We start from the raw sequence: 19,526 nt of genomic DNA on the forward strand, positions 1-19,526 counted from the left end.
GAGGCAGAGATGGAACAGCAGACTGATGAGATCAATAAGATTATTCACATAAAATGTACAGAGCAGGAAAAGCAGAAGGTCATTGCTGAATTATCCTCCTATCTTTATGATTACCAATTCAATTTTATTATCGTGGAGGAGCCGTCCCAGGAATAGCGGATTGCTATTTCATAAAGGTTGCCATAAAGCTTGACATGAACACATGAAAATAATAAAGTAAGATTATAGCTGTGCTTATAAAAACTTTATTAGAGAAAGAGGATGTATGAATTATTACAGCAGTCAAATCAGTAAGCTAATTGAAGAATTGTCAAGGCTGCCGGGGATTGGAGCCAAAACAGCCCAAAGGCTTGCTTTTTATATTATAAATATGCCTGAGGACCAGGTAAATAATCTCTCCAAGGCAATCACCTCAGCAAAAGCAAACGTAAGGTATTGCAAAGAATGCTATACCTTAACGGACAGTGAGTACTGCCCCATCTGTGCCAGTGAGAAAAGGGATCACCATACCATTATGGTGGTGGAGAATCCAAGGGACTTGGCAGCTTATGAAAAGACCGGAAGATACGATGGAGTATACCATGTGCTTCACGGAGCAATCTCCCCTATGCTTGGCATCGGTCCGGATGAAATCAAGCTAAAAGAATTGATTGTAAGACTGGAAGGAGATATCAAAGAGGTTATTATTGCAACGAATTCCAGCTTGGAGGGTGAAACAACCGCCATGTATATCAGTAAACTGATTAAGCCTACAGGAATCAAGGTAAGCCGAATTGCCAGCGGTGTACCGGTGGGAGGAGATCTAGAATACATTGATGAGGTGACATTACTTAGAGCTTTAGAGGGCAGAGTTGAATTGTAAGGCGCTGGTTCGAGTTGTTGACGGGTACCTCACCTCGTCTTATCGCTAAAGCACCCACGTTTATTATCGAAGGTATAATAGGAAATAATGCGGAAAGACCACAGAATAACTAAAATTCAGACCTAGATTGGGCGCTTCACCCTGTCTCAGGTCTATTTTTTTACCCCTAAAACATCAGAACCCGCGTAACCTGTTGACAACACTAAAAAATCTAAAAAAAGCAAAGTATTAATCATAATTCTTATGATTTTAATAAAGTAAAATAATACCAATATAGTAGTTGAAAAGAAAGTATTAATATAATAATATAAGGAGAATGATATTAACAATTAATAGATTAGATAGATTCGGATTGAGAATTCATCGAATCTATCAAAATCTATCTAAAGGGTAATACCAAACTCTATTAATATGAAACTATTGAAAATATGGAGAATGCAATGAACACAATAACAAAAAGTATATTAAAATTTATTTTTGTTTTTTACATAATTGTGAATTTACTACCTCAGGATGTACTTATAATCAACGCTGCTACTAATACAACGGTTTACGATGATTCGCCTATGCTGGAAGATAGGGGAAACATGTATTATGTTCAGACTGTAAACGGTGTTAAAAATACATTTAACATTTACCGGTTAGAGGTTGCCACGGGTAATAAAACTAGGCTCATATCGTCAAAGAAAGATATTGTAGGGATGATGATTCATAATGATACCCTGTATTATAACAGTCATGAAGATGGAAAAAATACATATCAGACTCAGATTTCTTCGGTTTCCATTGATGGCAAAGATAAAAAAGCTATTTGCAACGGCTATCTCACGAGTCTTGATGATAACAGCATTTACTATATTGTTGTGAAAGGTGAAACAAGTAAGCTATATAAAAGAGATTATGACAGCGGGAAAGCTACTTTGATTTATACTGGTAACCTGACCTTCCGCTTTTTAAAAAACTTAGATAATACCATGTATTTTACTCAATTTAATGAAACTACTTCTAAACTAACATTATATTCTATGATGCCTTTGCAGACAACGCTATCTGTTTTGACAACAGACAAGATTATGCTGGATGGAAGTGAGAAATCAGATCCTACAGTTTCTGACATTATTAAATTAAACGGAGATATTTATTATCAATATGGTGTATATGAAGGCTCTGGACTTTATTGGAATGGGACATTAATCAAAATAAATTCCAGTGCAAATACAAAATCAATTATTGAAAAACAGGTATGTGAGGAAGAGATATATCATAATGATGACAGCATCTTCTTTGTGGAAATGGATAGCAGCAAGAAACATTATCAATACAGCACGAAGACGGGTAAGAAATCTAGTTATACTTATAATATCGGTACGACAGAATCTTTCAATATTCTAGGAGATAAAACTTATTGTATAAAACCAGATGGTAAGGAATTGATTACGGTATCCTGTTTTACATCGGGAACGAATAAGAGTAATTGGATCGACTCATTTATTAAAATTTCATACAAACAAAAAAAAGAATTTGACTATATTACAAGTATTAAGAAATATGGTAACTATCTACTGATTCCTGTAAAATGTATGGATTATAAGAGCACCGAGGTATGGTGGGGCAAATGTGTTAGTGTCATATGGTATGTAGCTGATTCTAATGGTAAGATACTTGCTCAGTTTTAAGCCTTATTTGCCATAGCTTCTGTGATAAAAATAGTTATATTGTTTCTAAAGTAATGGATTATAAGTATGAAATATCTATATAAAAAAATGGGATATCAATAAACAAAAAACAGACTAAGCAGTTCACTTCCTGCTTTAAGTCTGTTTTTTATTAATTATTATCTTCTTAAGGGTAATGAATATGTTGAAAATAGACGAAAATTGTATTAAGTGTTATACTAAAGCCGGTATATATCTTAACGAGGTTATTGTAAATGTATTGCACATTAAAAGAAATAAAGAAAAAGCCGTTGTTTTATGTTGACGGCAGCATTCATATAGAACTATAATGTTAATTTGGTGAAAACACCGGTTGCAAAGTTTAATTTTATATAAAATTATTTAAAAAGGTACGGGCTTTAAAAATAATGACCTGTTGAAAGTATGGAGGTGGGAGTGTTATGCCTTACGGCAATCAATATTTTTCAAATTTATATGATTTGGTGGTTTGTATCACAAAAGCTATTGATTTGGTTAATCCGAAAGTAACCAATCACCACCAGCAGGTTGCATATCTGTCATATAATATTGCGGATGCAATGCAGCTTACCATCGAGCAAAAGCGCTCTCTTGTAATAGCTGCGCTTTTGCATGATGTGGGTGCTATTGCTTTGCAGGACAATCTGGATTTTAACGAAGAGGAGCACATTGAATTAAATGCTCATGCATTTCTTGGAGCAAGGTTGTTCGAGGAGTCTCCTATTCTTGATAAAATAGCAAATATCATAAAATATCATCATGTTTCCTGGAATTACGGAGAAGGAAAACTCTACCATGGTGAGATTGTACCGATGCTTTCTCATATTATCCATTTTGCAGACAGAATTGCCATTCTGCCGGATAGAAATGTGTACATCTTAAGCCAGATAAAAACAATAAAGGAATATGCAAAAAGCGGTATGAATACCAGCTTTGCCCCGGAAATTGTGGAAGCATTTTTGAAGATATGTGAGAAAGAAGCTTTATGGCTTGATTATATTTACCAGCCTATGATTTCAATGGTCCCAAATGATTTATCTTTGGAATCCATAAAGTTAACTTTGGATGAGGTAGTTGGTCTGACGAAAATATTTTCTCAGATTATTGATTTTAGAAGTCCCTTTACAGCCATGCATTCTGCCGGAGTTGCTGCAGTTGGATTAAAGCTTGCCGAGCTTTCAGGCTTCTCGGAAGATGAATGCAAGATGATGAATATAGCGGCCAATCTGCATGACATCGGCAAACTGGCAATTCCGAGAGAAATACTTGAAAAGCAGGGGAAGCTAACGGCTGAGGAATATGATATTATAAGATCACATAGCTTTTATACATATCGGCTCTTAAAATCGGTAAAAGGATTTGAGACCATAGCCCAATGGGCAGCATATCATCATGAGAAATTAAACGGCAGTGGTTATCCGTTCCATCTTAAGGGAAATAGTCTTTCCCTGGGTGCCCGGATTATGGCTGTTGCAGACATATACGCGGCAATCTCCGAGGACAGGCCTTATCGAAAAGGTATGCCGAAGGACCGGGCCATTGCAGTTCTGCAGGGAATGGCGAATAATGAAGGAATCTCACAGGAGATATGCAATCTGCTGATGGATAACTATGAATGCATAGAAAAGGCACGAGCCGAATCAGCGGAAAATTCAGCATATAATTACAGCAAGATACTGTGATGCTCATGACAGCAAGAATGAAATGAGATGCAGAATATACATAGTTTTCCATTCTATAAAATTAATAATCAGGAATAAGACAACAGGGAAAGCACTAGTGCTTTCCCTGTTGAATTTGTGTATGGAATTATAATTTCCTGTATTTTTTTAACACGAGGGTATTAAAGCTGCTGAGAACAACAATATAAAACAGAAGTGCCAGTAAAAAGTAATAGATATCGGATAAGCCGTTGCCGTATACCATCACTTTCTTAATAGCAGAACAGCCATAAAATAGGGGCATAATATAGCTTAATACGCCAAGGTGATAAGGCAGGGTATCAAGGGGTATCAGTCCGGAGAAAAATATCTGGGGAATAATGATGATTGGTATAAACTGTACCACTTGAAATTCGGAGCTGGCAAAGATAGAGATAAATTCTCCCAGGGATACTGCAGCGACGGCTAGTAAGAGCATGATTAATATTACCCACAGGACATTTCCGTTACTGCTTAAACCAAGTACATAGATACTAAACAGAACCAGAATAATTGTCTGAATAATAGCAAAGATACCGTAGCCAATGGTATAACCACCGATAATACTTCTCCTTTGAATGGGGGTCATTAACATTCTCTCAAGGGTTCCGCTGTTACGTTCTCTAACCAGAGCCATACCGGATATTATAAAGATGAAGAAAAAGGCAATTACTCCAAGGAAGATATATCCCATGGTCTGAAAGGTGGAATCCTCATCTCCTCCGTAAACATAGCCGGTGTCCAGTTTCATGGCAGGGTTAAGTGCTTCAAGAGCACTCTGGATTGCTTTCATCGCCTTACCGCTTTTACTAGAAGCTTCGTACATGGTAATGGTGGTTCCTGTCTTTGACATGGAGAGGAATGCGTCCACATCTGTATTTTCCTTAAGATAGGCTTTCGGGTCAGAATCAGCCTCCGTTGTATTAAGGATAACTGTATTCTCTTCCTTCAAAGCAGTGACGAAAGCTTCCGGCAATTTTTGCTCATTTATTGCAATGGTAGGGGTATAGGAAGAGTTGCCGAGCAGGAGGTATATAAGGGTAAGAATCAGTAAGGGAGCAAATAGCATAAGTCCCATGGTACGTTTATCCCCTAGGATTTGGCGGATAACTCTTTTGGCTAGGCTTATCATCTTTCCTCACCGCCTTTCTTATTAGCTGCCATAAAGAACAGCTCTTCTATTTTACCCGACTCTGTAAGAGATAGAAGATTGGAAACCGTATCATATTGTATAAGTTCTCCCTGATAGATAAGTGCAGCCTTATCACATTCACTTACCTCATCCATTACATGGGTTGATACAATGATAGTTTTTCCCTGTTCTTTTAGTTGCCTTAGCTGTCTCCAGATAGTTTTTCGCAGTACCGGATCAATACCTACGGTAGGTTCATCTAATAAAAGGACTTCCGGTTCATGGAGCAATGAGGCTGCAAGAGATAATCTCTTCTTCATACCTCCGGAATATTCTCTGACAGGCTTTGCGGAATCTTGGCTTAAATCAACGAGCTTAAGCACCTCATCAATGCGTCTTACAGAATCCTTTTTCTTCAAGCCGTAAAGTTCTGCGAAAAAGAACAAGTTGTCTATGCCGGATAGATCTTCGTAGATTGCATCATTTTGGGGCATGAAACCAATTTTTTTAAGAAGTTTCAGGTTGGGTATGGGGGTGTTATCATAACGAATTTCACCTTTATCAGCGGGGATGGCTCCGATAAGCAGACGTATTAGTGTCGTTTTACCAGCACCGCTGGGACCTAAGAGACAAATGATTTCTCCTGAAGGGATGGAAAGGGATATATTTCTGATAACGGGTTTTTTATGAAAGCTTTTACAAATATTGATACCTGTAATGTCCATAAGCGCCTCTTTTCAAAAGTGATTGATTTTTATTTCTGAAGAAATTATAATACACCTGTCCATTATTTATCAATGGTCACTTTATTAAAAACTGTCCATTATCACCGAAGGGTTACATTTGTACCTGGCAATCCATGGCATAAACCTAAGGTGTGTTGATAAGGAATGACCGTTATGTTGAAAGGCTAGTTTAACTATATTTATCAAAGGAGTTATTATGGATAAGAAAGCAGACCTAAGAGTAATACGGACCAGACATATGATTAAGACAGCATTTTTAGAGCTGATGGAAGAAGTCGGATTTACAAAAGTAACTGTAGAGGGTATAACGAGGAAAGCTTTCATCAGCAGGAATACTTTCTATCTGCATTATACAGATAAATATGATCTGCTTAATAGTCTGGAAGAGGATGTCCTTCTGGGGTTAAAAGAGATAGTAAAGGACATGCCTTTTGAAATTATGAAAAATAAAGGGCTTGCCGATGGCAAGCCAATTTCTGCTTTGAGTAAAGTATACAGATACGTCAGTGATAATGCCAGGTTCTTTTCCCTTATGATAAATGATAACGGAGACCCTTCTTTTCTCCATAAACTCAGTGAAACCATAAGAACCATAATAAATAATAGCATAGAGGGGGAATTAAAAATCCCCCAACGTTACATGATTGCTATTATCGTAGGTATACAGACGAGTATTATAGGTGAATGGCTAAGAAGTGGTATGAAGGAGACTCCGGAAGAAATGGCGGAATTAATTGCATCTATCTTAGAGAGTGCTCCGAAAAATCTTCTGAAGGCCGTGGAAATTATTCCGTTATAAGTTCTCTAATATCTACATTTTGTACTCTTTTGGAGGACAGATAGGAGAAGAGAAAGAAACATACACAAATAAGCGTCATAGGAAGCAGCAAGGTAAAAGGGCTGTAAACGGTTTGGAAGTTCGTTATGCCAACGGTATGAAGGAGCAGGCTTAACATCCGGTCATTGAACAGGATACAAAGCAGCATACCTGCGGTTGAGCCTATGAAAGCTACCAGTAAGAATCTTAGAGCAAACTGAAGGCGAAGATTTCTGGAAGTAAAGCCCAAAGCCTTATAGATACCAATATCTTTCTTTTCTTTTAAGAATATCTTACCACAGACCATATTTACCACAACCAGGATAAAGAAGATGGACACAGTATAGATAACGATTGCTATTGTGTTTAGGGCAAACTGTATCATATCACTGATATCTCCGGTTTCCTTGGAGGTGCTGGCTTCTAAGAGTGAGGGGAACTTATGGTTCAGCATGGATATCACCTCAGATGTTTTCTCCTTATCCTCCAGCTGAATATAGGCGTCACTGGGCTGTTCTTCTGTTAGTAAGGATTCACCTTTTAAGTTCATGGCAAAGCATTTCCCCACATCCCGCATGGATTGGTAGATCCCGGAGATAAGGTATTCGCCTCTTTTTCCGCGGTATGATAGGGTCACGGTATCTCCTATCCCTTTACCGATTTCCTTCGAAAGAATCTCCGTAATGATAATTTCATTCTCATAAAGAGGGGCTCTTCCCTTTAAGATACTTTTGAACTGCTCCGGTTTATCATAAATAACACAGTTATATTCGGTGTCATCCACGGCGATATATTTATAAGCTGCATACAGAGACATTTTTATAGGAGTAATTTTTTCGATTTCATGTTCAATTTCAATGGCTTTCTCCATTTGAAAAGTGGTCGTAAAAGTTAGGTTGATATCGGAGATTATTCCGCCAAAGCTCTCTTCAACGGACTCTGGCAGCATACAATTTGCAAGTATCGTCATGGATATCATAAAGTAAGCCAGGATAGCTACAATCAGGATAGTTCCGGTATATTGCCGCTTGTTGGAAGTAAATTGTCTTAGGGCAAGTTTGGCTGGAAGTGCCCGTTTTCCAACAGGAATCATCAGCCGGCTGTCAAAGTATATGTCTTTGATACCACCTGAAATTGCTTGGACCGGCGATATTTTCCCTAAACGTATGGTTTTAAGAAGGAGAAACAGGCTTTCAATCAGCAGAATACCAGCTATAATCAGCAGACATTTTACAAGGGAGAGTTCTGTTGTTGCAAGTATGCCGGTTATGGGCTGAAAGATATTTCCAAGAAGTTTAACAAAAGGAATGGCAGCAAAGATACCGGTCAGAGCCCCTAAGGTTTCTGCAAAAAGATATTGCAGCAAGTACAAAAGCCGCAGCTTTCTTGTGGTGAACCCCTGGGACTTTAAAAATCCTAAGCTGACATAATCCATCTCTATACTGCTGCTGACACTGTGCCCCATTACAATTAATACAATAAAGAAGAGAAGCAGGATGAAAACATAGAGGATTCCGCCGCCTATATTGTTAAAGATAAGAGTATAGTCTCTGGCATCTTCTGCTGATAGCGTCATGCCGTAATCGGAAAGTCCGCTGTATTTGTTCAATTCCTTTTGGAATTCCGCCATTGATAATTTACTTTTAGCTTCTTTAAAGATGTGAACTGCATGGCTGTTTATAAGCATGGGCTCCGTATCTGAAGCGTTATCAATATTCTGAGCCAATAATTTTCTATAGTCATTTTCTGAAATATACATAGTCTTGATACCCAGAAAATATCCGCCTACGAATGGTTCCTCAATAAATCCTTTAATATGAAAGGTCACATCTCCATGATTGGTCTTTAATGTAAAAGCGCTGCCAATCTTACAGCCATACAGCTGTTTCAGGCTGACAGGCACATACACTTCTCCTTCTCCCGGTTCTTGAACCTTCGTTACAAAGCCATTCTCTTTTTTGTTGTAGAGGAAAAATTGCTGTTTATTCTTTTGGAAGGCTATAAGCAAAGAGCGGTTAGTCAGCTCTTTTCCGTTTGTGACGGAATTATGGGAAGTAATAGTCTCTACATCCCGTATACGGCTTACATCCGGACTTTCTTTTATTTTATCAAATAATTCATCTGTAGCATATTTATCGTCAATTGTAAGAACAAGGTCACCGGTGTCAACGGATCTTTGAGCATCGATAAGATTCCTGCTGAAATTATCATTTGCACTGATTACGGCAGTAAGGGTTGCTGTAACAATAAGCATTAGAATATATACACTGATGAGTGCATTCTTTTTAGAACGCAGATTTGCTGTTAGTAAGGTTATAATCTCCATAGGACACCTCACCATTCCATGGAGGAAAGCCAAGCGTCGACCTGAGCTTCGCGGCTTTTCTCATCACTTAACTGAAAAGTGGGAAGATTAAGTTCGCCGATGATTCTGCCATCTTCCAGATATAGAAGTCTGGTAGCCCTGAGAGCAGCCCGCATATCATGGGTAACCATGAGAATACTCTGGCCTTCTTTGTTAAGCTCGGTTAATAGATTAAGAACTTCCGTAGTGTTTTTTCTATTAAGAGCACCTGTAGGTTCATCGGCAAAAAGCAGACAGGGTTTATTTATTACAGCCCTTGCTATGGCAGCCCTTTGCTGTTCTCCGCCTGAAACCTGGGAAGGCATCCTTTTAGACATGTCGTTTAACCCCATTTTTTCAAGAAGGGTGTTCGTTCTTTTAATTACTTCCTGGGAAGGCAGATTTTTATTCAAATAACCGGTAACTGCAATGTTTTCAAATAGACTTAAATTACCCACCAGATGCATCTGCTGAAAAACAAAGCCAAAATCCCCCTGCCGTAACTTCGCAAGCTTATCCTCTTTTAGCTTGGTAATCTCATTGTCCTTAAAAAAAACCTTTCCTGCGGTAGCCCGGTCCATTCCGCTTATAGTATAAAGTAAAGTTGATTTACCGGAACCGGAGGCTCCCATTATTACAGTAAAATCCCCCTTATAGATCTCTAGGTCAATATGGTTTAATATGTGGTTTTGACCGCCATTGTGAGCGTAACTTTTACACAGACTTTTAGCAGACAGTATTGCTTCTTTCATATTCAAGAATCCTTTCTTTCTGTTATGAAAGTATTTTATCAGAAGAAATATTAAGAAATCCTTAAAGGCTATGGGAAATAATCGGCAGGCTAACCACAACTTCTAAGCCGTCTGTATGGTTGATCAGCGTTACCGTTCCCATCATTTGTTCGGCAATATAGCGGACAATATAAAGACCAAGGCCGGAACCTTGTTCTTTTCCGCAGTTTCTTCCCCGGTAGAACTTATCAAAAAGGAAGGGGAGATCTTTATCAGAAACTCCGGGACCATAATCCCTGAAAGAGATTATGGCATTATAGTCCTCTTTCTTTACCATGACATCAATGTTAGACTTTGCGTATTTTCTGGCATTATTAATCAGATTCTCTGCCAGTTGTAAAGTACGGTTTCTGTCAATGCTAACATAGAGGTCAAAGCCTGGTTTTGTAAAGAATACATCCCTGTAAGCCCCGTTTATCTCTTCTAGTATGTGGTTTAAATAAGAGCAAAGTTCTACTTCTTCTGATACAACTTTAAGCTTATCAAGGTCAGAAATGGAATGAAGAAACAGGTCATTGGTAAGTTTGGTGACCTCATCGCATTTCTTCATAATAACGCCCAGATATCTGGCCCGCTTTTCTGCAGTTGAATCCATATTGGCTTCCAGGCCTTCCGTATAAGCCCGAATGGAAGCAATGGGAGTCTTAATATCATGGGATAGGGTAGCAATAACAGTCTTATTATTGTCAATAGCTTCCTGTTCACAGGACCTGGCGCTGGTAATCTCTTTGCGCATTTGGTCAAAAGCCCAGGTAAATGCTCCGAAATAATTGGAACGCTCGTAATCCAGAGCTACCTCGAAATTTCCTTTGGATATACTTTCAGCATAATTCTTTAGTTTGTCGAAAGGCCGGAGAATGGAAAGATAGACATATAGAAAGACCAGAAACAAGTATGTAAGGGACCCTGCTCCTAATAACAGAATCGTTCGGTAAAGAGTATCGGAGCTTTGATAAGTATCAGTACGTATATTTTTAGTTAATATCTTAATTTTTTCCTGCAGGAGTTCTTCTGTTATTTTATCATTGTCTGTGATTGCTTGGTTTGCAAGTTGTGAGATTTCATTGAGAGCAACAATATGTTCCGCCTTTTTTTCTTCTTTGGTCTCTGCCTTTACCGAGTAGGCAAGCAGCAGAGAGATTAGAAGGATAACTCCTGCAAAGCAGGCTGTGATTGCGAGCAATTTTCCTTTCATGGCACATTCCCTTTCAGATGGTTTGAAGCATATAGCCTATTCCCCAGACGGTTTTAATAAACCGCGGATTCTTTGAATCGTCTTCTAACTTCTCTCTCAGCCATCGGATATGTACCGTTAAGGTGGAAGGCTCCACTTCTGTAAAAGCACCCCAGACCTCTGATAAAAGCCGTTCTTTGGAAACAGCAGTATTTTTATTCTTTAAAAGAAAGGCAAGCAGGTCATATTCCTTTAAGGAAAGAGAGATTAATTCACCGCTTTTCTTTACTTGTCTGGCAGCAGGATGAATCTCTATAGAATCAATGCATATAATTTCCTCTTCCTCCTGGTAGTCGTAAGTGCGGCGGATCAGCGCATTTACCCGGACCAGAAGTTCCTTCAGGGAATAGGGTTTTGGCAAGTAATCATCCCCCCCGATATCAAAGCCGGTAATCCGGTCATTTTCATTGGTTCTGGCGCTGGCAAAGAGTACCGGAACTTTTGAGACCTTTCGAAGGGCAAGGCATACTTCAAAGCCTGACATGCCCGGCAGATTGATATCCAATAGAATTAGGTGGTAAGTATGACTGGTAAGCAGAGCAAAGGCGGCTTCGCTGTCCTCCGCACAGGTTACACTGTATCCGTAATTCTCCAGCATATCGCATACAATATAGGATAAGTCGGTATCATCATCTATTACAAGTATTTGCTTCTTCTGCATACAGTTCCGTCCTTCATAAATTTACTGATTCTTATTTTATCAGATATTGAAATGGAAGTCGAATGTTAAGAATGGTGATTAGGACAAAAAAGTAAGGAGCCGAAAGGCTCCTTATTTTTTTATCCGTTTATTTTGTATTACCTGCTTTTACGATAGGTCCAAGATATTCAAGAAAAGCAGCGGATTCCTTATCAAAGCTATCCTTCTTTAGATAAAAAGCTTTATCCGAGCCAAGATAAAGATAGATATAATCCTTATGCTGCTTGATATCGGTTATCTGTAAATAGGGGAAGCTGGAGATATATTGGATACCGGATAAGGTAAAGTAATCTTCATAAAATGTAAATACCGCATCTAACCCCTTGTTCTTATCATAAGACTTTATTGTTCTCTCAATAACTTTCTCAACGCTGACACCCTGATAAAATACAAAAACAAACATCAATATGACAGCAATAAGGCAGCCTAAGATTCCGGCTTTTGAGTAATATACCATAACCAGAACAGCTAAGAAAAGAATGGCAAGGACGAACCAGGTAAGGAAATGTTTTATGAACCTGTCGTAGTAGCAGAAATCCTTTATAACCTGGTCAGTATATTTTGTACGGTTTATAAATTTTACTTCATCCTTAATACTTTGCTCTTCTCTTGCTTTTTTGGCTTCGTAAAATTTAGATAGCGCACTTGCTTTAACATCTTTCTGGAATTTCTGCTTTTTAATTCTTCTTTTACGAATAACAAGTAATGCAACGAGGATGATAATGATAGCGGCAAACTCGGCTAATGCAAGTATGGCAGCATTCTTTGTCTCTTTTTCGACTTCAGCTTTGTCTAGAAACTTGGTGAAATGTGTACCATCCACCAGAGCTTTAACAAAGGTCTCATCAATAGGTGTTGACTTATTGCTTTGATAGATATCAAAGGAAAAGGTGTAGCCGTTTACGATGGTACCATAAATAAGTTCCTTCATAGTGGTGTTATCTTTGGTTATCTCAATATTGTAACGAAAAAAATCAGCTTCCTTCTGGGGATATTCCTCTATGGATGCTTTGGTGTTTTCCTCTTTTGAATCAGTCAGGCTATTAAAGAAATCTGTTTTTTTCTGATCTGAAAGCAGAGAAAGATTAAAAATCTTGCTTGTCTGGCTTGACTGCTTTTGGAGTAATCTTACCAGGGACTTTGTTTCAGGGTCGAAAAAAATGGCTCGGACCCCCATTTTAGTCATACTATCCTTTTCGTTTTTAACATTTACGATGCCTGCCGTTTGCCAACCCTTGTCCGTATCGGGGGAATCTTTTGTCAGCACAATGGCATCATCCGGCAAAGACAGCTCCAGATAGATATCAGAGAAACTCTGAACCTTTGCCTGAACATGGGCAGAGGGGATTACAGCCAGAGTTAAAACGATTGCTATAAGAAGGCCGCTTAGTACTTTGTTTTTCATGAAGTTTATCTCCTTGTGAAGAAATCTGTATTAATATCTTACCACGATTTGGGGTAAAGTTCTACGGTTTTTACGAAGAGATAATAAACTTATTAAAAATTTAAGACTTCAAAGAATGCCCAATAAAAGGGGGAAGCCGCCATTTACTTTCTTGAGGGGAAGAAGTAAATGACGGCTCTATGAAAAAGCATTATCTATATGAACAAGGGAGAGGGGTTCCCTTGACTTCTAGTAATATATTAAAATATAAATGTGTCTGAAGTTTGGATAAATCATTAAAAAACAATGAAGAATACTTAAGAGATTGAAAGAAATATTAATAAAATCAAAAAAAACAGTAACATATTAATATCTTAATTCGCTGTCAGCAGTTTCGTAATAGTATAAAAGCAAGATTCATACAGAAACAGAGCAATATTAATATGGTTTTTAAAATTTCCAAATGTTAGAATGTAGAAAAGTAAAGCTTTTTGTTGAAAAAGCCACTTAAGAGGAGAGGATAACTATATGAAAACAATGAGGACAATAAAAGCAAAGCTATTGATCAGCTACCTTGCCATTTTGATATTAGTGGCAGGAAGCCTGGCGCTGGTATCTATCCAGACAGCCAGGACGAACTTACGAGGACAGACCAATGAGGGAATACGCACTTTAGTAGATGATGATGCCAAGCTCATTGAGAGCAGAATGGAAAATGAAAAGTTAATTGTACAAGATATTGCGGGGCAAACCTACATACAGAGCATGTCCTTCCTTTTGCAGAAGCCAATTCTGCTGGAATATCTGAAAAAGACAGACTTTATGGAGCTTGGAATTGTTAGCATGAGCGGAATAGCCCAATATTCGGATGACAGTCAGACAGATCTTTCTGACAGGGATTATATAAAAGAAGCACTGACAGGTAAGACCGTAATTTCAGATGTTATAATAAGTAAAGTCACCAATGGGCCGGTTGTTATGATTGCGGCACCTATATACAAGGAGAAGGAAGTAATAGGACTTGTTCTGGCAAGAAGCGATGCTAATAAAATCAGCGATATGGTCGGTGACATGGGTTATGGAAAGAATGGGTATGGTTATGTGATAAACGGAGAGGGAACCGTTATTGCACACCCGGATAAAAAACTGGTTACAAGTTTGTTTAACCCAATCAAGCAGGCTGACAAGGATAAGAGCATGGCATCAACAGCAGCCTTTTTTAAAAAAGTCATAAAAGAAAAACAAGGCATTTATGAATATACATACAAAGGCAAAGAAGTATATTCGGCTTTTGCAGCTATTCCGAACACCAACTGGCATTATGTGGTTACAGCGGACAAAAGCGAAGCCCTCTCAAGAGTCTATGACCTTATGATGGTAATTGCTATCGTATTTGCCGTAGCGATTATTATCGGAATAGTTGTCACAGTGCTTTTGGGAAACAGTATTGCTAATCCGATTGTTAATACAGTAAAACAGGCTGAAAAGATTGCAGGTCTTGATATCTCTGCTAATATCGATGAAAAATACAGAAAGAGAAAGGATGAGATAGGGAATCTTGCTGTAGCGCTCCAAAACATTACGGATAGTTTTCGCGGTATCGTCGGAGAATTAAAGGGAGCTTCCGGTGCTCTGTCCGATACGGCAGGCAGAATGTCTATGATGTCAGGAGAATCAGCCATAGCTTCCCAGGAGATTTCCACTACCATAGGAGAGCTGGCAAAGGCAGCGACCAACCATGCAGAACATACCCAGGATGGAAGCATGCGGGCTCAGGACTTGGGAGAAGCAATTGAAAAAAATCAAAATAGCTTTAAGATTCTAAACAAGGCTACGAAAAAGGTAGTATCACTGATAGATGAAGGCAATAGCGCACTTGAAATTCTTCGGTTAAAAACAACAGAGAACAACATTGCCGCAAAGGAAATTAAAGAAGTAATCAATAAAACTGACAGAAGCGCGGAACTGATCGGACAAGCCAGTGAAGTCATCACTCAAATTGCAGAACAGACCAATCTCCTTGCCCTTAATGCAGCAATTGAAGCCGCCAGAGCCGGGGAAGCCGGAAAAGGCTTTGCAGTTGTTGCAGAAGAGATTAAAAAGCTGGCAGAACAATCCTCTGCTTCCACCAATGAAATTGACAGAATAGTAGATGAACTTCAGAAAAATACAAAAGGCGCCGTACTCACAATCGAAAAGATGGGAGCTGCCATAGAAGAGCAGTCTCTAAGCGTTGATAACAATGAAAAGAGTTTTGAGGGTATAACAAAAGCGATTTTAAAAGCCAATGATGCGGTAGAAGAGCTGAATAAGAGCGGAGAAGAAATGGAGCATGTTAAGGCGGGAATTATCGAAACGATGGAGAGCCTGTCGGCTATTGCAGAGGAAGATTCCGCTTCTACCCAGGAACTCTCTGCCTCTGTTGAAGAGCAGACTGCATCCCTGGAAGAAATGGCGGAATCCAGTAAAGTGATGGATGAACTGGCAGAAAAGCTGGAATCGGTAGTAAGCAGATTCCAATTATAAGAAACCGGTAGCAGATGTGAAAAACGTGGGGTTTTTACGGGATTTCTCCCTTTGTATTTTGTCTAAAAGGATTGACCTTTGCAGGGTAATCGGGTAAAATCAAAAATAAAGTTTCATACAAAGGGAGGAAAAGTGATGCAAGGCAATATATTATCCGGCGGAGTAAAGGAACTCGAGACTGTCAAACAAAAACTATCCGATTTAACTGATTGTCAGAATCAGAGTGAAAGCCTTGAATTACAAGAAGCCAAGCTTGAAAAGAGTATCAAGGGGATGGAAAAGGATATTGCTGATGAGATAAGCACCACTCTAAGACAGCGGAAAGAAGAAATAGAGAAGACCTATGATGCCCAGCTTGACCTTACCAGACAGCAGATAAAAAAAATAAAGAATCGTAAAATGAAGTCAAAAACTGAAAAGGTAAATGAGAGAATCGATAATGAAACAGCAGGCACAAGAGAAGAATACCGCTTGCTAAATCTTGAGATCAAGGATTTGTATAAAGGGAATAAGATTCCTTTAATTCTTCATAACCGATTTTTTTACTCTATATTTTTTCCCGGAAAGCTTGCAGATTTACTCGTTATTATATTGACAGTGGCGGTATTGTTACTGGCACTCCCATATGTTATCTATACACAGCTGCTTCCCGAAGAAAAACTGGTGTTTTTATTTCTTATTTATACGTTTATAGTACTGCTCTTCGGAGGAATATATCTGCTGCTTGAGAATAATATTAAAAACAGGCATCGGAGTACTTTTGTCCAGATACAAAAGATTAGAAGGCAGATGGCTTTAATACGCAGAAAGATAAATAACATCCGTAAAGGTATCTTAAAGGATAAAGATGAGAGCGTTTATGAGTTAGAAGACTTTGACAGAGAAGTCCTGGAGCTGGAAGAGGAGCTTAACAAGATAAACAGCGGCAAGAAAGAAGCCCTTGGTACTTTTGAGAACAGTACCCGAAATGTAATCAGGGATGAAATTAACCAGCAGCATCAGGAAGAACTTCTCCGGCTTAAGAAAGAGTATGCGAAGGTTTACAGCGACAGCAAGGAAATTCAGGAGACAATGAAGAATCTTTCTTTGTTAATTGCCTCCGAATACGAAGCTTATCTGGGAAAGGAATTTCTTGATAAGAATAAGCTGGAAGTGTTGATTCAACTTATGAACGAGAAAAACATTGCTACTATATCCGAGGCTATTGCCTATTACCGGACAGAGCACACAGAAAATTGATTAAAAGCAGGAAATAACAAAAGGAGCTAACTGATTCCTTGCATACACTTAAGCCCGGCAGGCGTTGCCCGGTAAGTATGCGATGGAAGCCAGATTGCTCCTTTTTATTAACTTTTTGAGAGCTGGTAGAAACAATAGTTTATACCCGTACAGATATAATCAGCCAAAACCATGACTACATTAAGCCTTGTGGTTTGAAGCAGCATATGGTCGAGCATTCCTGAAAAATTAACAATTCCGGTGATAAAGATATCACCAACTGGCGGCAGATCCTTATCAACTCCGGCACCCGGCAGCAGGGGGCCTTCTCCAAGTGTAATATAGCCGATATGGCTTGATTTTCCTAAGGAAGCGTCCACCGCTATTACAAATGCATTTGGATGATGAAGACGAATATGATCAATGGTATCACTTAGGTTCTTAGCATGTACTGGCTGTTCCAGTGTGCCATAGAGTGCTATGTCATATTGCTTCATCTTGGATAACTTATAACCAACAATCGGACCCAGGCAGTCGCCGGTTGCCCTGTCGGAACCGATACATAGAAAAACCAGGGGACAATTTTTAGGCAGCTTACCCTGTATCATACTTTGCAGTCTGCTGCTGAAGTCATAAACAGAATAGCGTTCCTTTGTATTGAAATAATATAGTTTCTTCTCTATATCTAATTCTTTGTTCATCAAAACCTCCTATTTTCACTCGTACACTATACCTTATTCTTGCTTAACAAAAGTATTACCTGAAAAACACCATTTAGTCAGGAATTAGAAATAATTAACAAGCTAAGTTTCAACAAACACTTTGCAAATACTGCAAATACATGTAAAGTTTCGGTAGACAACCGTAAAGAAAAGAAAAAATCATAGAAATAAAACTAATAAAAATGGTAATATTTATAAAATGCAGAGTGTATTTTGACATAATTATTATTTCTTCTGTGCTACCATAAAAAGTAAAAAAGAGTTGCAGCAAGTATCAGGAGGATTTTGAATTATGGAAAATACAAACCAGAAGGGACAGATAAACGGCAGCGCCGTAACTATAAAGATGCCTAAAAATATAAGGCAGGTAGGAAATGTACTATATCACGGAAGAACTATATACGTGGAAGACTACGTAATGACTTTTATCAAACAATTGGCGGATATTGACCCTGGTGAATTGAGGGTTGCAATATTTTTAGGATACACTGTTAAGACGGATGACGCAAAAAATATCTTCATCAAAGGTGCTGTAGAGATGAAAAATACAGACTTTGGCACCGGTATGACTTTAACAGATGATGGTTGGACAAGTGTTTACGAAAGTATAAAGAAGTATTTTACGGATGTGGAAATTGTGGGCTGGGCATTAATCGGACCGGGATTCTATCTGGAAAGCAATGATAAGATAAGAAAAGTGCATAGCGATAATTTCTCCGGCAATGACAAAGTACTGCTTAAGATGGATAGCATGGAGAGAGAGGAAGCCTTTTATTTCTGTGAAAATAACCAGCTAATCAAGCAGCCCGGTTTCTACATATATTACGAAAAAAATGAAGAAATGCAAAATTACATGATAGAGTATAAGGAAGAGAAGACGGTCAGAGAAGAAGCTGTCTATAACGACCAAACCACTAAAAAGATACGAAGTGTTATTCAGGATAAGAAGGAAATCAAAGAGGATAGAAATGTCGTAAGGCTGCTTTATGTTGCCAGTTCACTTCTTGCTATCATTGTTCTTGTAATAGCAGCTACTATGTTGGACAGTTATGACAAAATGAAGAAGATGGAGTCGGCTTTAAGTACTATTTCTCAGAATTTGAATGTTGCCGGAGGGAACGGGGATAAACAGGTGGCGGCAAATGATGCCGGAGCCGGAACGACTACCCCGGAAAAAGAGGAAAATGATGCTACAGACCCTGCCACCGGAAAAGACACGGACAAAACGACTGAACCCGGAACAGATGTCGGGAATACAGACGATTCACAGTCAGTGCAGGTAGATAAAGCAGAAGGAAATGTGACACCTGAACCCCAGACCACAGAAGCGCCTGATAAAAGCAGTGGGAATGAGCAGACCGGAGATAGCAAGGATTCTTCAAAAAAAGATGACTCCTCCGACGTAATCAAGAAAGACCCTTCCACTACAAAGAAAGATACGAAGAAAGATACAGAAAGTGCTTCCGCTGCGGTAAAATATTACACGGTAAAAACCGGTGATTCACTGGCTAGTATCAGTTATAAGCTGTATAAGACCTACACCTATATGGATGAGATAAAAAAGCTCAATAACATTGAAGATGAAGATAAGATTCTGATTGGCCAAAAACTTAGAGTGCCGTAGAAATATAAGCAGGAGAAGAGAGGTTGTTTCAA

16 protein-coding genes are annotated in these 19,526 nt (G+C 38.7%); 8 read left to right on the forward strand and 8 right to left on the reverse strand.

Annotation, left to right across the window (positions count from 1 at the left end; all coding sequences use genetic code 11):
• The first annotated feature begins 9 nt into the window (after positions 1-9).
• The 4 genes from bsdcttw_RS00405 (at position 10) to bsdcttw_RS00420 (ending at position 4,238) form a co-directional block, all read left to right on the forward strand.
• Positions 10-156, forward strand: coding sequence for a hypothetical protein (locus bsdcttw_RS00405; RefSeq protein ID WP_185257498.1), 147 nt, complete (start codon positions 10-12; stop codon positions 154-156).
• Between the two features lie 109 nt (positions 157-265).
• Positions 266-862: a recombination mediator RecR gene (gene recR / locus bsdcttw_RS00410; RefSeq protein ID WP_185257499.1), complete on the forward strand. Its 597-nt coding sequence runs from the start codon at positions 266-268 to the stop codon at positions 860-862.
• 440 nt (positions 863-1,302) lie between these two features.
• Positions 1,303-2,538 carry a DUF5050 domain-containing protein gene (locus tag bsdcttw_RS00415; RefSeq protein WP_207726470.1) on the forward strand — a complete coding sequence of 412 codons (1,236 nt, stop codon included), beginning with the start codon at positions 1,303-1,305 and terminating at the stop codon, positions 2,536-2,538.
• A 440-nt stretch (positions 2,539-2,978) separates the two neighbouring features.
• Positions 2,979-4,238 (forward strand): HD-GYP domain-containing protein, encoded by a 1,260-nt coding sequence (locus bsdcttw_RS00420; protein WP_185257501.1) that lies wholly within the window; start codon positions 2,979-2,981, stop codon positions 4,236-4,238.
• Between the two features lie 127 nt (positions 4,239-4,365).
• On the opposite strand, the gene bsdcttw_RS00425 is transcribed toward bsdcttw_RS00420, so the two are convergent.
• Together bsdcttw_RS00425 and bsdcttw_RS00430 are read right to left on the reverse strand one after the other, a co-directional pair.
• Positions 4,366-5,388 carry an ABC transporter permease gene (locus bsdcttw_RS00425; RefSeq protein ID WP_185257502.1) on the reverse strand — a complete coding sequence of 341 codons (1,023 nt, stop codon included), beginning with the start codon at positions 5,386-5,388 and terminating at the stop codon, positions 4,366-4,368.
• A complete protein-coding gene (locus tag bsdcttw_RS00430) occupies positions 5,385-6,113 on the reverse strand; it encodes an ABC transporter ATP-binding protein (protein ID WP_185257503.1) in 729 nt (242 codons plus the stop codon). Before bsdcttw_RS00430 ends, bsdcttw_RS00425 begins: the two co-directional genes overlap by 4 nt.
• A gap of 217 nt (positions 6,114-6,330) precedes the next feature.
• Between bsdcttw_RS00430 and bsdcttw_RS00435 the strand changes: the two genes are divergently transcribed.
• Complete coding sequence (locus bsdcttw_RS00435; protein WP_185257504.1) at positions 6,331-6,933, forward strand: TetR/AcrR family transcriptional regulator; 603 nt, start codon at positions 6,331-6,333, stop codon at positions 6,931-6,933.
• Here bsdcttw_RS00435 and bsdcttw_RS00440 read toward each other — a convergent pair.
• From bsdcttw_RS00440 to bsdcttw_RS00460, 5 genes are all read right to left on the reverse strand, one after another.
• Complete coding sequence (locus bsdcttw_RS00440) at positions 6,920-9,277, reverse strand: ABC transporter permease (protein ID WP_185257505.1); 2,358 nt, start codon at positions 9,275-9,277, stop codon at positions 6,920-6,922. The two genes, bsdcttw_RS00435 and bsdcttw_RS00440, sit on opposite strands and share 14 nt — an antisense overlap.
• Positions 9,278-9,285: 8 nt before the next feature.
• Positions 9,286-10,047 carry an ABC transporter ATP-binding protein gene (locus tag bsdcttw_RS00445; RefSeq protein ID WP_185257506.1) on the reverse strand — a complete coding sequence of 254 codons (762 nt, stop codon included), beginning with the start codon at positions 10,045-10,047 and terminating at the stop codon, positions 9,286-9,288.
• Between the two features lie 61 nt (positions 10,048-10,108).
• The gene (locus bsdcttw_RS00450; protein WP_185257507.1) at positions 10,109-11,281 is read right to left on the reverse strand and encodes a HAMP domain-containing sensor histidine kinase; all 1,173 of its coding nucleotides are present in this window, start codon (positions 11,279-11,281) and stop codon (positions 10,109-10,111) included.
• A gap of 13 nt (positions 11,282-11,294) precedes the next feature.
• Positions 11,295-11,981, reverse strand: a complete 687-nt coding sequence (locus bsdcttw_RS00455) for a response regulator transcription factor (protein ID WP_185257508.1) — start codon at positions 11,979-11,981, stop codon at positions 11,295-11,297.
• A 127-nt stretch (positions 11,982-12,108) separates the two neighbouring features.
• Entirely contained in the window at positions 12,109-13,425 is a 1,317-nt protein-coding gene (locus bsdcttw_RS00460; RefSeq protein WP_185257509.1) for a YcxB family protein, read from the reverse strand.
• Between the two features lie 507 nt (positions 13,426-13,932).
• Between bsdcttw_RS00460 and bsdcttw_RS00465 the strand changes: the two genes are divergently transcribed.
• The gene (locus tag bsdcttw_RS00465; RefSeq protein WP_185257510.1) at positions 13,933-15,930 is read left to right on the forward strand and encodes a methyl-accepting chemotaxis protein; all 1,998 of its coding nucleotides are present in this window, start codon (positions 13,933-13,935) and stop codon (positions 15,928-15,930) included.
• A 135-nt stretch (positions 15,931-16,065) separates the two neighbouring features.
• Positions 16,066-17,169, forward strand: a complete 1,104-nt coding sequence (locus bsdcttw_RS00470) for a hypothetical protein (protein WP_185257511.1) — start codon at positions 16,066-16,068, stop codon at positions 17,167-17,169.
• 107 nt (positions 17,170-17,276) lie between these two features.
• Here bsdcttw_RS00470 and yyaC read toward each other — a convergent pair whose 3' ends face one another.
• Positions 17,277-17,849, reverse strand: coding sequence for a spore protease YyaC (gene yyaC, locus bsdcttw_RS00475; protein WP_185257512.1), 573 nt, complete (start codon positions 17,847-17,849; stop codon positions 17,277-17,279).
• Positions 17,850-18,162: 313 nt separating this feature from the next.
• On the opposite strand from yyaC, the gene bsdcttw_RS00480 reads away from it, so the two are divergent.
• Positions 18,163-19,494 (forward strand): LysM peptidoglycan-binding domain-containing protein, encoded by a 1,332-nt coding sequence (locus tag bsdcttw_RS00480; RefSeq protein ID WP_185257513.1) that lies wholly within the window; start codon positions 18,163-18,165, stop codon positions 19,492-19,494.
• Positions 19,495-19,526: the final 32 nt, after the last annotated feature.

It is taken from the genome of Anaerocolumna chitinilytica, assembly GCF_014218355.1.
In the GTDB taxonomy this organism is placed as follows: Bacteria; Bacillota; Clostridia; order Lachnospirales; family Lachnospiraceae; genus Anaerocolumna; species Anaerocolumna chitinilytica.